Origin of the sequence: Acinetobacter sp. YH01003 (genome assembly GCF_013420525.1) — a bacterium.
Taxonomy (GTDB): Bacteria; Pseudomonadota; Gammaproteobacteria; order Pseudomonadales; family Moraxellaceae; genus Acinetobacter; species Acinetobacter towneri.
The window spans coordinates 257,863-272,840 of record NZ_VOXY01000001.1 but is presented as its reverse complement, the minus strand read 5'-3'; the positions used below and the strand labels follow the sequence as shown (position 1 = coordinate 272,840).

The following is a 14,978-nucleotide window of genomic DNA, read 5'->3' as shown; positions in this document are numbered from 1 at the left end:
ACCCTAAATGTTGCAATTTTAGAACGGCATGTTGCAGAACGGCTGTAGGTTGGCAACATAAAAAAGCATAAGATGGCTTTAAGTTAAAAAAATGATAGGAGCATGATCATGAATGCTTATTTACACCGTAGCGAAGAACGTGGTCACGTCAAAATGGGTTGGTTAGACACCAAACACAGTTTCTCTTTTGGTAGCTGGTATAACCCGAAATATATGGGTGTGAGTGCTTTACGTGTCATTAACGATGACCGTATTGCAGCGCACAATGGTTTTGGTACACACCCACACGACAATATGGAAATTTTGACCTGTGTTTTAAATGGTACGATTTCCCACCGTGACAGCATGGGCAATGAGCGTCATATCAGTGCAGGTGAATGGCAGTTGATGAGTGCGGGGACGGGCGTTCAGCATAGCGAAATTAACAATGGTGATGAAGAAGTGCACATGTTGCAAATTTGGATTCAACCCAATGTACGCAATGCAGAACCGACTTACCAACAAATTCAGCGTGACCCAAATGCTGAACCGAACCAATGGCACCTGATTGTAGGCCCGAATGACAATGCACCAATGCATATACGCCAACAAGCAGAAGTGAAAGCTGCAGTATTGCAAGCAAGAAAGCAACTAGATGTTACTGCAACACAAGCTGTTAACTATGTGCATGTGATTCGTGGTGAAATCAGCATTGGCGACCAAACGGTTAAGGCTGGCGATGCCTTGTTATTTGCTGAAGATGCTGTGATTGAAGCCAAAGAAGACAGCCAGTTCATTTGGTTTGATTTACCAAAACAGTAAGTCCTGACTATCACATCCTCATAATTAAGGTGTGTAAATTTTTTGAGCTACCCCTCTTGCCCTCTTTTACAGAGGGCTTTTTTATGGCTGAAATTGCATGATTCATTTTTTAAACACAGTTTTTGTCACGATGATGACTTTACGCTGTTGTCTGTAAATACACAGCAATTTGCTCAGCCACATTCCGTGCGGTTCGGGAAACACCAATTAAAGTTGCCGAAGCTGCGCCTGTCCAATCGCCATAACCGACCAACCATAAATTTTGCTGTTGCAGCGCTCGATTCTCCGATACATCGACTGTGCCGTGTGCATTGACCACATTCAAACTTTGTAAATGCGACAATGCTGCCTTAAAACCTGTACACCAAATAATGGCATCAATTTCTTGTTCGCGCCCATCTGCCCAAACTGCAGTATGTTCGGTTAAATAATCAAATGGCGGCAGACCATGTAAGACATCACGTTGCCGTGCTTCTTTGACACTTGGAATCATCACAATATCACCCAAACCACCCATTGGTTGTTCAATACTGCGACCTTCCTGCTGGGCTTTTAAGCGCTCCGTGGCACGTAAAAATAAAACTCGACCATCTACATCATCGGCTAAAAAACTTGGCGGCTGCTGTGTAACCCAAAAGGTTTCGGCCACTTTAGACACTTCTGCCAAAATTTGTGCGCCTGAGTTCCCGCCACCGACAATCATGACCTTTTTGCCCTGAAATGCATCGGCATTGCGGTAATGGGCTGAATGAATTTGTGTGCCTAAAAAGCGTTCGCATCCTGTATAAGCAGGAATAAAAGGCTGACTCCACGTTCCAGTGGCGCTTACAACGGCTTTGGCACGCCAGCTTTGCTGTGCCGAACAAACAATTAAATCATTGCCTTCAGTTAGGACTTTTTCGACCTGCACAGGACGCAACACAGAAAATTGATAGCGTGTTTCATACGCTGTTAAATAGTCAATCACTTCTAATCGTTTCGGATATTCCTGTTCAGTTTTTGGCATTAACCAACCCGACAAAGAACTCCATGTATTTGGAGAAAATAACTGCAAAGAATCCCACGCATGTTGCCACGCACCGCCCGCTTGCGTTTGATTATCCAAAATCAGAAAATTGATTTTTTGCCGTTTTAAAAAGTAAGCCGTGGCTAATGCAGCTTGTCCACCACCAATAATAATCACATCGGTATCAATTGTTTGACTCAAAATGACTCTCCTGCATACAAGACGCACATGCTATGTTTGATTCTAACCCTGTGTGAACAGTTTACTCTATGATCTTTGCTCTAGCTTTTAGATCATTTTTGGGCAGAGTACACACATAAAGCACAGCATTGATTTAACACTCAGTCCACAGAACAAGCTTTTTAGAAAAGAATGTCCAAAAAAGCAAAGCCAAGTCCTAGAACTTGGCTTTGTACTGCAAGGCTGCAAGAGCAAATGCGAGATAAAGTTAGACCTTAAAACGCCCACACCATTTTCAAGGTGGTGGAATGTCCTTCAGGATGATGCTCCACTTCGGTTTCTTTCAGGAACTTCGCCTCTAATGACCAGTTATCCTGCTTATATTGAATTGCGGGGCCAAATGCCAACGCCTGTCCTTTATTGCCAATACTGGCACCGTTCACTTCATCATCTGTGGTTTGTTTAAACACATAGCCCTCTAGTGCCAATTTCACTTTATCATTTAACTGATAACCGATTGCATAATCCCCAGCAAAATAATCACCCGATTGATAGTTAGTATCGTCATTTTCAGTATTGAAGCTATAAGACAGTTTGGTCGAAAACTCCCAACCTTGTGGCTGCAAATACGAGTAAGCCAAAATTGGTCGAATGGTGTGATAATTCTTGCCTAAATTCGCAATTACAGGACGTTGTGGATTGGCATTATCATAATCACCAGTAGCCAAAACACCTTCAAGAGCTGCAATACTGTGATGGTTACCTTTATGCCAACCAAGCATAGTACCTATCATTAAATCGCCCAGACCACTGTTAGAGTCTGACATGCCCATCACATTTAAACGTAAATTGACCAAAGGCTGTGCTGCATATACCCCTAATTGCCCGCCTGCAATTTGTTGAGGGGTCATCCATACCAGACGTGGAATAAAAGCATTCACATCGACATGGAAATTGTCGGGGCCATCTTTAAACTCACTGGCATGGTAATTTTGGTAGTAGTTCAGCAAATACACCCCAGGTGGTGGCAAAGCACCTGCTGCAATGCCTTCTGCACCCAGTGCAAACGAGTCTAAACCGTTTTCAGTTGCACAGACGTGCGTTGCCATGCCACTCAATAACATGAATGCCCAAATTTTGTTTTTCATAGAACATCCTATTCAATGCAAGTTTTGATGAAGTTTGCTGGCCATGTTGAATCATTCATACCTTGGCTTGAAACTGAAGAGAGCAGCATCACCAAATGGCTTGATGATGCTGGAATACGCTGTGGAAAGTTTGGAAAGTCAGCGTTAGGGAAGGAAGTTTATGCGCTTGCGCGGCGACGTTCCACCTCGGTTGATGGTGCGTTGTTTGCGTCTTTGACCAATTCAAAGTTAAAGGTGATGTGTTTAAATGGCTTATCTAAACCACGGCGCTGGATTTCTGCAGGATCAGTCACATCTACTGCTGTGGCAACAAGACCTTCACGGGTAGCAAAGGCGAAGTCATCCCAAAGATATTGGTCGCCTTCGATGTTAAATTGAGTGGTCAATTTACGGAAACCTGGTGCAGAAATAAAGTAATGTACGTGAGATGGGCGGTTACCATGACGACCCAGTTTGTTTAATAAAGCTTGAGTCGTGCCGTCTGGTGGGCAGCCATAACCAACAGGCATGGTGGTTTGCGCTACATATTTACCTGCAGCATCACTGAAAATGGTACGGCGTAAGTTAAAGTCAGACTGGGTTTTGTCAAAGAATGAATAATTGCCCAAACCATTTGCATGCCAAACTTCGACTTTAGCATTTTCAATAATGTTGCCTTGTGTGTCAGTGACCGTACCTTCAATAATTAAGGTATCTAAATGGTCTGATTCTGAACCGTCATCCATACGCGCAAAACCGACTGATTCAGGTGCACCTGCAACATACAGTGGCCCTTCAATGGTACGTGGTGTACCACCTGTTACGCCTGCTTTGGCATCGGCTTCATCGGCACGTAAATCTAGATAATGTTCAAGACCTAAACCTGCTGCAAGTAAACCGAGCTCATTGGCTTTGCCTGCATCGGTAATGTATTCCAGACCTTTCCATACTTCAGAAGGCTGGATGTCTAAATCTTCAATGGCTTGAAATAAGTCTGCCACCAAACGTACTACAATTTGCTGCACACGCTGATCGACAGGGCCTGTCGCGGTGTCGACGTTCATTTCTTTCACTAAAGTATCAATTTGTTGACGGTCCATGTAATGCTCCTTGGCTATTTTGGCACTGTAGAATTGAACAGTGCTATTTTTGGCTTTTGACACTGCCTTCCAGTGTTGGTTTAAGTCAGTGCCAAAGCGGTTTGCTTCAGCACTGAACGATGTCCTTAAGTGTTTTTCTAATCTGTTTTAAATATGTTTAAACAATGCTGAACGTGACTGACCGCTTGCCCCATCGGCAGCACTTAAGAAGCGCTCGGTATGAATATCACGCTCAAATAAACGGCTTTGCATCAGGGTTGAAATTGCTGCATCAATCATCACCGGTGGGCCACATAAATAGGCTTTATGTCCGCCACAGCGCTGCTCAAAATAGTCGGCAACTGCTTCATGCACATAGCCTGTAAACCCTGTCCAGTGATCTTCTGCCTTTGGTGCATTCAAGGCAGGAATGTAGCGGAAATTTGGATAGTCTTTGACCAATTTCTCAAACAGTTCTCGGTTATATAATTCCGCAACATCACGCGCCCCTTGGAACAGGTAGATGGTACGAGTATCACCCGATTCAAGCAGGTCTAAAATCATAGATTGCGGGCTAGATAAACCTGAACCGCCTGCAATAAAGATCGCATCCTGATCATCCGATTTACGCACAAAAAATTGTCCGTACGGCCCTGAAATTTCTAGTTCATCACCTGCTGCTAGCTGCTCATGCACATAAGTCGTTGCGCTGCCGCCCACCACATGACGAATATGTAATTCAATAATGCCGAGCTCACTTGGCGCATTGGCAATTGAGAACGCACGTGTGCCTTCAATGCCTGGGAATTGCACGTTAATGTACTGCCCTGCCTGAAAATCCATTGCACGGTCTAACTGCAAACGCACACCTTTAATGGTTGGAGATAAGTCCTTTACCTCAAGGACTTTGGCCTGATAATCCTGAACCAAATATCCCAAGAAATCTGGGTCTTCATCAACATCGGCTTCAATGGTCATGTCTGATTCAGGCTTACAGCAGCACGCCAACACTTTGTGTTCTTCACGTTCCAAATCCATCAGCGCGAAAGGTGACGCTTCGCCGACATCATAATAACCATCGGTGACTTGGACTTTACAAGTGCCGCAAGTGCCATGCCCACAAGCAAATGGCAACCACACGCCTTGACGTAACGCGGCATCTAAAATGGTTTGATCTTCTTCAACCTCAATGGTTGTGCCAATTGGCTCAATTGTGACTTGATAGCTCATCTGCGACCTCCTGTCTTGTACTTACTGACTGTGCTTTGCTGTCTTTATTTTGTTGTGATCTTACTGTTTTAAACGTGTGCGCCCTTGTACCCATTCAGTCCTGGGGTCACAAAACGCAGTAGTGATTTTTGATCGAAGCCAATTTCTGCCAAGGTCTGTTCAGGGCGTGGCTGAATTACCTGTTTGTTTAAAGTAAATTGCACTTCATCCCATTTAATGTTTTCAAAGTCAGGATGTTGATGGAAACCCGCCTGCATTTGCTGATCCAAAAATTCCTGAAAGGTTTGCTGCGGCGAAACCAACATGGCGTGTGCAGAACAATATAAAGTGTGATGATCCCAACCCACATACACCAAAATGTTGTCGCCATAGTGTTTTTGTAGGTCGCGTGGTTCAAAGTCGTAATCTGGGCGAATAGCGCGTACTGACATGGTCATTCTCCGTATTGGGGTGGTTTGAGCCGCAAATGACTCAAACCGAAATCCTTTTAAATTTGAATCTTGAAATAACTTAAATTTTAGATATTTACTTTAGATAGTGAATGAGCGTTAAGCCGCATCACCTTTCCATTTTTTCCAGCGTTGCTGGTCTGGTGAACCTTCAATATCCAAGTTATCTGCACCGACATTGAAGCGATAATATTCGCGCAGCATGTTTTCCAAATCTAAGCCACCACAGTTGCCTTGTAGAATTTGGTTCACTGGCAACCATGCCTGCACATATTTTTCAGGTTCACGTTCAAAAATATCGTGACAACCATCTGAACAGGTGTGGTAACGCTCGCCTTTATAAACAGACTCACGATACGTAAACATGGTCGGATCGCCATCCATTTCGGTGAAAGTCATTGGCACTTGGCAAATTTGGCACAATTGCGGTAAGCCTGCGCTGTAGAAACGCTTGCCTTCTGCTTCCATCTTGCGTGCTAACTCCCACTTTGGACGGTAGTATTTGTCAAAGGTGTCTGGATATTTTTCAGATAACCAATCCATTTCCTGATCGGTTGGAATCCAAGTATGGAAACCTGCTGCATGACCGAAGTTATAGAAAATCCACCACGCTTGATGCGACACGTGTTCTTTTTCTTTGGTAATTACTTCTGAATATTTCGGCATACGAATACCGTAACGGCTCAAGTCTTTAAATAACGCACCGCCCGCTTCTTCAAAGTAGGTTTCCCACGCTTCTTTCCACGACATCACTTTGTTTGGCAGCATGTAGTCCATCATCATGCCAACTATAGATAACAGACGAGTCCCACGCCAGAACCACTTATCAATCCATTCCTGTACGATTGGCACGTTATCTTCGTGTTGTTCTAACAAGAATTTCACGATTTCTAGACCTAAAGTCATGTGACGTGCTTCATCGGACTGTGCACTAAAACCAAAGGTGACCGTTGCCATATCGCCATTGTGTGCTGCACCTGACATGAACGGTACGAACAACAAGTTGGTCAATACATATTCAAAGGCAAAGCTAATGGCTAACAAGAACTCAAACGGCCCTGCTGAACGCGCATCTTCAAAGAAAGATTTTGGTACAGACAAGTACCAAACGCGGTCATGCATGTGCGACCAATCCTGAAAACCATCAAAGAATTTGTTGTAATGGCTCATGGCATGAATTTGCGTCTGCACGTGACGTAATTCATCAATCGACTGCATTTGTGATGCGATACGTGCGCCTACACCACTGAACTGACGCCCTACATGTGCATAACCTTGGAATGCCTGATATTCAAGCGGAGTTACCGCAGTTAAAAACAGTTTGATGGCATTCAAATAACGCTCATTGGTCACGTTCATTTGACCGTTGTTTTGTGCAAAAGCATCAAAAATGGCGTAAAGTTTTTTCTCTTTTTCTGCCTGATACTTCCAGTAAGCATCCATGGTTAAACGGAATGGATCTTCCCATTTAGACCAGTCTGTAATTTTAATGCCTTCAAATTCTTCGTATGGAAAGGCTTCTTTGCGGTCTGCATAAGAAAAGTCCCAATCCAAGTCACGAGTAAGTGCGCGATAACGGTCTTTGGCATTCAGTTTTTTTGCTGGGGTTTTAACTTGTGAATTCATGCTCATCATCCTTAAATTTTTTAGCGGCAATCTATGCAGCAATATGTTCTGGCGGCACTGTACTCAAATTGGCTCAGTGCACATCCTTATTCCTAGTTCCAGTGCAAACGGAAACTGTCATCATCTTCTTCGACGTTGCCGCCCAACGTAATCATGTTGAGTTGTAAAGACTGAATATCCCAATCTTGTCCAAGTTTTTCAGATACCGTTTCTGCTTTAACAATCAGACCTGTTTCGCTTTCTACCCGAATCATGGCTGGCAGATATTGAATCGTGGCATCTGGGTTGTCTTCTTCAATCGCTTCAATGATGTAGCGCGACGTGTCATTGTCCTGTAATGCGAGATAAACCTTAGACATGCTGCTTCTCCTTAAGCCTGCAAAATTTGTTCGAGTTCGATGCCAATTTTTTTACTGCGTTCCAGCAGTTTTTGTTCTGCAATGTCGACTGCATCTGCAGACAACGCCTCAGCTGCCCACGCTGCAAATGCCGCTTTCACTTCAGGTAAATATTCGGCTAACCACTGGCTCAACAATTGTTTGTTATGTGCAGATTCTGCAGCTGCGGTTTTAAATACGCTGTCTGACCATTTGCGTAAATCTGCCATGGCTTCCTGCATAAATTCCATCAGCATCGCCAAGTCACGTGCTTGATGCTGTGCCAGCCATTGATCAAATTGGGTGTAAACCAATTCGCTCATAAAGCTGTCAATCACCAAGTTTTGTAATAAAAACAGTTTGAAATAGTCCTGCTCGATCAAACTGGTTTCACACAGCTTGCGCAGTCCTTGCCATGCTTCATCCTGCATCCATGCTTGTTTGGCTGGAATTAAAGATTCGCCCGTGTTGCCATCGAGTGCCAAACCAACCCGTGAGATGTACTGCGCCATCCCTAAACGATCCATCGCAGCATAAATACAGGCTTGGGTCAGCACCGTGCCATAACCATAAGCACTGCCCGACATCATGTGTAAATTGGCAGTCTGTTCGATATGACGAAACGGCAAAAACAAGGCAATCACTTTGGCTTTGACATCTTCAGAAATATGCTCTGCCAACTGACGCTTTTCAAAAAAGCTAAAGTTACTTTCGGCAATGTCCTGCAAACGCGCACGATGCTGCACATAAGTTCCGTAATAAAACTGACGCGGGTCTTTAAATGCGTACCAATCCTGCATTTCAATTGCAGTATGGGTTTTATCATTTAAGGTTTTTTCAGGTTTCCACAGCGGACGATAGTGAAAGTTGGTTTCCGCCTGAATATCAAAACTGACTTCCTGATAACGGGTGGCTGGCTTGTTGCCAAAACGGCGCTCAATATAGGCATAGTTTTGACGAATTGGCTCAATACCCGCTGTTTTAATTTCTAAAGTCATCGCTTATCTCCTTAAGCATTCAGTGTTGATCTTCATGATCAATGTTGTATCGCTGTGCACCGACTAAAGTGTCGTGTTCAATGCCGTAACGCCATTTGTCTTCTTCAGCATCATTCACGGCTTGCTGTTGTTCGCTCATTTCCACCACTTGATTGGTTGCGCAGAACTCGCGGAATGCTTGCTGCGGTAACACCAACTCCACATATAAAGTGGGATCGTGAATGGCAAAGTCGAACTCGACAAATGCGGCATTAATATCGCCCGTTACCCGAATATATTTGGTTAAGGGCAATGCGCCTGTTGCATCCTTCATATTGTTCTCCTACAAGATCTGATTCATTCAGAACTTGCTTCAGTTGCTTCATGCATCTGTTGCTTACTTTTACTATTACAACAAGCGTGCCAACTTTATAAAAACATTGAAAAACAGCAACTTAAAAAATCTGAGTGTTTTTATAAGAATTTGGATTTCATGATTTGATGAATTTTGATGTTTAAAAAATTTAAGATTTCATGATTTGATGAAATACAGCCCGTACAGATACAAAAATTTACCCTTGGGCTTTATGCAATTCGCTTATGATAAAGACGGAATAAAAACAACAAAAACATATAGATACAACTAAATACCTTTAAGGTTTGGCATGATGCTGTTTAGGTATTATTGAATTTTCACGAATTTGCATAAGATGGCTAAACAGCCTCGAATTTAATGGATTAAACACGGCGCATGGTACGAGTAAAATACGACAGCAGCGGCAAATATGCAGGTCATCCTCAGGAAATTCACGACCTGCTTTCCAAACTACATTTTGACACTGAGCGTGGACAAATCTGGTTTGATGAATATCGCATGTTGCTGATGCATACCAGCATCATGGGCTATTTGCGTAAAGACCTTGCCAATATGATTGGAATGGAACGCACCAAACGCTTTTTTATTCGTTTGGGCTATCAGGCAGGTCTGAAAGATGCAGAAGTCACTACTAAAATGCGCCCAGGTTTAAATGAAGAACAGGCTTTTATGGCAGGGCCGCAAATGCACGGTATTCGTGGCATGGTGCAAGTTTCTGCCAATCAATTGATTTTAAATCAAAAGAAAAAACAGTTTTATGCAGACTTAAACTGGCATAACTCTTTTGAAGCCGATGTGCATGTTGAGCAATTTGGACTGAGTCACGAACCTTCCTGCTGGATGCTGCTGGGCTATGCTTGCGGTTACAGCAGTTTTGCCACAGGCATGACCATTATTTATCAGGAAGTGGAATGTAAAGCCTGCGGGCGTGAGCATTGCCGTATTATTGGTAAACAACTCAGTGAATGGGAAAATGCCGATGAGCTGATTCAGTTCATGTCGCCTGAACCGATGGAACAGGAACTCATTGCACTGCAAGCCGAATTGTATGAACTGAAAAAGTCGATTTATGCCACCAGTAAAAATGACTACAGCATGTTCAGCTCAGTCGGACAATCGGCGGCTTATCAGCGGGTGTGTGACTTACTCAAAAAAGCCGCAGGTGCCAAAGTTTCCATTTTGCTGCAAGGTGAAACAGGGGTCGGGAAAGAAGCCTTTGCCCGTGGTGTGCATGAACTGAGTCAGCGTAAAGAACATGCTTTTGTTGCGGTCAACTGTGCGGCAATTCCGCCTGAACTGATTGAATCTGAACTGTTTGGTGTTGAAAAAGGTGCATTTACAGGTGCACATCAATCACGCTTAGGTAAATTTGAACGCGCCCATGGCGGTACTATTTTTTTAGATGAAGTGATTGAACTTTCGCCACGCGCTCAAGCGGCTTTGCTGCGTGTGCTACAAGAAGGTGAAGTGGAACGCGTTGGAGATTCGCAAACCCGTCATATTGATGTTCGCGTGATTGCTGCAACCAATGAAGATTTAGAACAAGCGGTTAAAGCAGGTCGTTTCCGTGCCGATTTATATTACCGTTTAAACATTTTTCCTGTGCAGATTCCACCGCTGCGTGAACGCCGTGAAGATTTACCATTATTGGTTGCACATTTCTTAAAACGCTTTGAAAAAATGTATGACAAACAAATTCAAGGCGTCAGTGAAAAAGCCACTGACTTTATGCAAAGCTATGCGTGGCCTGGCAATATTCGTGAACTGGAAAACCTGCTCGAACGTGCGGTACTACTGACGGAAGATCAACAACTGATTAAACTGAATGCCCTGTTTCCGCAAATGCACAGCGACCATACTGTAGATGAGCAAGACAGCGTAGATTTAGACACGCTTTTAACCGAAGGTTTTGATTTAGAACAGCATGAGCAACAACTGATTATCACCGCGATGCAAAAAGCCAAACACAATGTATCTGAAGCGGCACGCTTATTGGGAATTTCCCGCGCTGCACTGGATTATCGTTTAAAAAAATACGCCATGCGCTAGAAATTCCGCAATAAAAAAGCCCTGTTTTTCAACAAGGCTTTTGCATTTCAAGCAGCCGAATTACCAGCTCAGTGTCTGAGTGCCTGGACGGAAAATTGCTTCACCCATAGCATCTGGATTGGCATATTTCAGACCTTTCATTAAGTCACCTTCAACAACACCGTACTGCTCCATACACATTTTGCAGATATACACATCACCACCTTTGGCGATAATACTTTTCAGCATGTTCTGATGCTCTGCATATTTATGTTCAAAGCGGTTAGATGCCAACATTACGCCTTGATCGACCAAATAAATCGTCAGTGGATGACCTTTGCCAAATTGGTTATTGCTCATGCCAATTGCCATTTTGGTGCGGTGCGCATCACTGCTGGTAAGCAAGACAAAAAGTGGATCTTTTTTGCTCTCTGCCATTGCTGGAGATAGACTGGCAAAGGTCAGCAAAACCGATAAACATAACAACTGAATCAATTTCATGGCAGAACTCACACTCAATTTAAATCTGGTCAAAATATTAGCATAATAAATATACTATATTTAAATAATAAATTAAGACGATAGTCTGTATGCAATAAAGCCAAGCACTAAACTTTTTCAAAAATCAAAAATTGATCACTGTAAAATGACCCCAGCATCAACAATCACAATTCAATACGTCCAAAAAACAAAGCGCCACCGAAAACGGCAGCGCCAAGCATGTATTTAAGAGCAATCTTTTCTAGTAGAAATGAAGGGTTAAGCCGCTAAATTTTTCTTAAGCTCATCTTCCACAATCCCAATTTCCAACTCACTGAAACGACGGATTTCCCCTTCTGCATGTTTTTCCAACATGCCGCCAATCAATGGCACTTTAACCTTAATTGTCCAGTTTAATTGAATATCAATTTTTTCATGGTTGCCTGTCACACTACGCTCGCCTTTAGCTTCTAAAGGCAAGTTTGCACCAAGCTCCACGGTAGAAGTAAGCGCCGTTAAATGGGTCACATCATTGCGTTTTAAACGAAATGCATCTTTTAATAATTTTTTAGCCATATCTGGAATATTCACATCTAAATTATAAGCACGGCGTAAAGTGTAAATATCACCGTTCTTTTTAGATTCTAAAATTTCCAAATTTTCACCAGGAATACGCTTGCAGACTGCTTCATGCAAAGCAACATCTGCCACTAAACGCTTAAATTCGTCAATTGAAACGCCATGAATGGTGGCGTTTACAGTAAATTGATGAGCCATTTGAGTTCCTTTTATTTTGTTTATTGATGGAGTAGGTCTAGCATCATCGTGCAATATAATTTGGCTGATGCTCAACGGGTATAAGTTGTTTTATATCCTAAATACAACTTTATTTTCAGGCTATTAAAGTGTTTTTTCCGCCTGCTGTCATTGACTCTATTTTGTCTATTCTGTGTGAATGATGCCAAATTCAGCGGCATAGGTTTCATGGCTATAAATAGTTAAATAATGCCCATAAAATTCAATTTTGGCATAAAAATGTTCTGCGCCATCATCTAGTCCTGTGGAACACCATGTCGTCCCTTTGGGGAAATCATCTAACCACTGGGCTTGGTAAAAATCTGCAATCGAATCAAACTGTAAATAACGCTCAGGATACGCTAAAATATCCAATGCCAATAAATCAAATTGTTTAAGCTGCGCCTGTTTAAAATCAATTAAATTGCTCATCGCTACACGCCATCACACCGCAGAATGTGCCGCATGTTGTTGTCGGATTTTATGCCATTCACGCCAGCCCAAATAAGCAAGAACCACAAAACCTGCATATAACACAGCCGTTAACAGCAACTCTTTGTAAATAAACATGCCGATATACACCAAATCGACCACAATCCATAACACCCATGTAGCCAAGTATTTACGACTGGTCCAATAGGTTGCCAATAGACTCATAGCTGCCAGTTGTGCATCCAATAAAGGCAGTGAAGCCTGCGTCCACCACTTTAAACTTAGCCCAAACAGTAAACCCAGTATGCTACTCAGTGCAATTTGCAGCCACATTTTAGAGAGTGGCAAGCTTTGAATGATGATATGTTGTTTTTGCTGCTGTGCAGTTTTCCACTGGAAAAAACCATAAACAGCCATGCCCATAAATAGGGTTTGTAATACCGTTTCGCCATACAATTGATATTCAAAGAACAAATAGGCATACAGCAAACAGGCAATAAAATTCACCACCCAGCAAGCTATATGTCGCTTAATGGTTAAGGTCACGCCTAAAACACTAATCAACACAGCAATGATTTCTAAAACTGACATTGATGCTGCCTATGTAAAAGAAAAAGGCATGATACCTCTTTTCGGGAAAATAGCGCAAAACTCAACATTTAACCAAACACTTAACTGACAAGAAGATGCTGCAATTAATTTTCAAGAAACCTCTGTAAAATCATAAACAGAAAATCAGGCATGAAAATCAATCTGTTTGAAACTGCTCTGAATTATTGTATTTATGCTCTTGCCCAAAGCGGTCTACATGGGTAATAAAAACTCCGTATTTGCCGACAAAATATTCAAGGGATTGCTCGTAAAAACTCCAGTAAATTGACCACTCCCCCAAGTCTAACTGACGAATTTGCGTATGTGCTTTGGCAGGCATTTTATTCAGCACTTCTTGTTGAATAGTTTCGGCATCTTCAGGGTCACGACTAGATACTTTTAAGCTTAAAAATATTTCTGCGATATCATCAAATAATTGCTGTTTGTATTCGGCAACTTCTTCCACCACCTCTTCTACAGGGCGCGGTGCTTTGTGGGTAATCGGGTCTTGGACAATATTGGCAATATCTTGACAGCTTTGCTGAAAAGTACGATTAATTTTTATTTTGAACCAGACTTTCCAGACTGCATATACGGCAATCAACAACAAAATCCATAACAATAGTTTTGCCATCTTGGTCTTCGCTCTTATTTCAGGCGTTTCAATAAAGTATAACCATTTCAGGGCTTAGCGTCTATTCGCTGCTGCACGCTTCAACGCTTATGCTTTAACAGATGATTCCATCCATGCATCGCTAAAAAGTGCAATGCTCAATTACACAATGATACCGATTGCCTTAAAAATAGGACTTGTGCTGCAGTATAACGCAGTAAAACACAACAATTTTCTGCTATTTCTTTAAACACTTTTCGCTTCCAATAGAGCCTTGTTTTTATCTATCACCCTAAGCCTAGATGATTAGAGCTGCACAAATTCAAGATGTCGCCAATTTGGTTGCGGTATTACACGCCAGTATTCGCTCTTGTATTCAAGATCATCAACGCAATGAAGCCAAAATTCAGGCATGGCTAGAAAATAAAAGCTATGAAAATATTTTAATGCTGCTGCATTACAACAATTGTTGGGTCTATGTCTTACAGCATGTGGTGGTTGGCTTTATTATGATGAGTGATCGCGGGCAAATTTTACAACATGCCATTGCCCCCGAAGTACAACAACGCGGTATTGGTCAAGCCTTGTTATTTGAAGCAATAAGCGATTTAAAGCGCAAAAATGTATCGCACATGAGTGTATTTAGCACACAGACTGCTTTAAGTTTTTATGAAAAAAATGGCTTTGAAATACAACCTCAAAAAATTAGCTATGGGCACTTCACACCCATGCTCAAACATCTCAATGGCGAACCCTTAGAGCACACTTAAAAAACAAACTTTCCAATATAGTGAACGCACATAAAAAAACC

The 14,978-nt window shown here is 42.4% G+C and carries 17 protein-coding genes; 3 read left to right on the top strand and 14 right to left on the bottom strand.

The annotated features are described in order from the left end of the window. The first annotated feature begins 108 nt into the window (after positions 1 to 108). A complete protein-coding gene (locus FTT70_RS01325) occupies positions 109 to 801 on the top strand; it encodes a pirin family protein (RefSeq protein ID WP_180168196.1) in 693 nt (230 codons plus the stop codon). A gap of 139 nt (positions 802 to 940) precedes the next feature. On the opposite strand, the gene FTT70_RS01320 is transcribed toward FTT70_RS01325, so the two are convergent. The 9 genes from FTT70_RS01320 to FTT70_RS01280 form a co-directional block, all read right to left on the bottom strand. Beyond that, entirely contained in the window at positions 941 to 2,011 is a 1,071-nt protein-coding gene (locus tag FTT70_RS01320) for an ArsO family NAD(P)H-dependent flavin-containing monooxygenase (RefSeq protein WP_373685732.1), read from the bottom strand. A gap of 251 nt (positions 2,012 to 2,262) precedes the next feature. After that, the gene (locus tag FTT70_RS01315) at positions 2,263 to 3,135 is read right to left on the bottom strand and encodes a transporter (protein ID WP_180168194.1); all 873 of its coding nucleotides are present in this window, start codon (positions 3,133 to 3,135) and stop codon (positions 2,263 to 2,265) included. Between the two features lie 158 nt (positions 3,136 to 3,293). Further along, a complete protein-coding gene (gene catA / locus FTT70_RS01310; RefSeq protein ID WP_180168193.1) occupies positions 3,294 to 4,214 on the bottom strand; it encodes a catechol 1,2-dioxygenase in 921 nt (306 codons plus the stop codon). A 147-nt stretch (positions 4,215 to 4,361) separates the two neighbouring features. Then, on the bottom strand, positions 4,362 to 5,423 hold the full coding sequence (locus tag FTT70_RS01305; protein ID WP_180168192.1) for an NADH:ubiquinone reductase (Na(+)-transporting) subunit F: 1,062 nt from the start codon (positions 5,421 to 5,423) through the stop codon (positions 4,362 to 4,364). A 68-nt stretch (positions 5,424 to 5,491) separates the two neighbouring features. Next, a complete protein-coding gene (locus FTT70_RS01300; protein ID WP_104853300.1) occupies positions 5,492 to 5,854 on the bottom strand; it encodes a phenol hydroxylase subunit P4 in 363 nt (120 codons plus the stop codon). A 117-nt stretch (positions 5,855 to 5,971) separates the two neighbouring features. Then, complete coding sequence (locus tag FTT70_RS01295; RefSeq protein ID WP_004971966.1) at positions 5,972 to 7,498, bottom strand: aromatic/alkene/methane monooxygenase hydroxylase/oxygenase subunit alpha; 1,527 nt, start codon at positions 7,496 to 7,498, stop codon at positions 5,972 to 5,974. Between the two features lie 92 nt (positions 7,499 to 7,590). Further along, positions 7,591 to 7,857 (bottom strand): MmoB/DmpM family protein, encoded by a 267-nt coding sequence (locus FTT70_RS01290; protein WP_004971969.1) that lies wholly within the window; start codon positions 7,855 to 7,857, stop codon positions 7,591 to 7,593. An 11-nt stretch (positions 7,858 to 7,868) separates the two neighbouring features. After that, positions 7,869 to 8,873: an aromatic/alkene monooxygenase hydroxylase subunit beta gene (locus FTT70_RS01285; protein WP_004971970.1), complete on the bottom strand. Its 1,005-nt coding sequence runs from the start codon at positions 8,871 to 8,873 to the stop codon at positions 7,869 to 7,871. Positions 8,874 to 8,892: 19 nt separating this feature from the next. Beyond that, positions 8,893 to 9,186, bottom strand: coding sequence for a phenol hydroxylase subunit (locus FTT70_RS01280; protein ID WP_004971972.1), 294 nt, complete (start codon positions 9,184 to 9,186; stop codon positions 8,893 to 8,895). A 417-nt stretch (positions 9,187 to 9,603) separates the two neighbouring features. Between FTT70_RS01280 and mobR the strand changes: the two genes are divergently transcribed. Next, positions 9,604 to 11,277: a phenol degradation transcriptional regulator MobR gene (gene mobR / locus FTT70_RS01275; protein ID WP_180168191.1), complete on the top strand. Its 1,674-nt coding sequence runs from the start codon at positions 9,604 to 9,606 to the stop codon at positions 11,275 to 11,277. Positions 11,278 to 11,337: 60 nt separating this feature from the next. On the opposite strand, the gene FTT70_RS01270 is transcribed toward mobR, so the two are convergent. The 5 genes from FTT70_RS01270 to FTT70_RS01250 form a co-directional block, all read right to left on the bottom strand. Beyond that, positions 11,338 to 11,757, bottom strand: coding sequence for a DsrE family protein (locus FTT70_RS01270; RefSeq protein WP_004971976.1), 420 nt, complete (start codon positions 11,755 to 11,757; stop codon positions 11,338 to 11,340). A 258-nt stretch (positions 11,758 to 12,015) separates the two neighbouring features. Then, on the bottom strand, positions 12,016 to 12,513 hold the full coding sequence (locus FTT70_RS01265; RefSeq protein WP_004971978.1) for a DUF2505 family protein: 498 nt from the start codon (positions 12,511 to 12,513) through the stop codon (positions 12,016 to 12,018). Between the two features lie 165 nt (positions 12,514 to 12,678). Then, entirely contained in the window at positions 12,679 to 12,963 is a 285-nt protein-coding gene (locus FTT70_RS01260) for a hypothetical protein (RefSeq protein ID WP_096900962.1), read from the bottom strand. Positions 12,964 to 12,975: 12 nt separating this feature from the next. Then, positions 12,976 to 13,554, bottom strand: a complete 579-nt coding sequence (gene pnuC / locus FTT70_RS01255; RefSeq protein ID WP_004971981.1) for a nicotinamide riboside transporter PnuC — start codon at positions 13,552 to 13,554, stop codon at positions 12,976 to 12,978. A 157-nt stretch (positions 13,555 to 13,711) separates the two neighbouring features. Next, positions 13,712 to 14,188: a hypothetical protein gene (locus FTT70_RS01250; protein WP_180168190.1), complete on the bottom strand. Its 477-nt coding sequence runs from the start codon at positions 14,186 to 14,188 to the stop codon at positions 13,712 to 13,714. Positions 14,189 to 14,469: 281 nt separating this feature from the next. Here FTT70_RS01250 and FTT70_RS01245 point away from each other — a divergent pair, with 281 nt between their 5' ends. Further along, positions 14,470 to 14,937 carry a GNAT family N-acetyltransferase gene (locus FTT70_RS01245; RefSeq protein ID WP_131261606.1) on the top strand — a complete coding sequence of 156 codons (468 nt, stop codon included), beginning with the start codon at positions 14,470 to 14,472 and terminating at the stop codon, positions 14,935 to 14,937. Positions 14,938 to 14,978 lie beyond the last annotated feature (41 nt).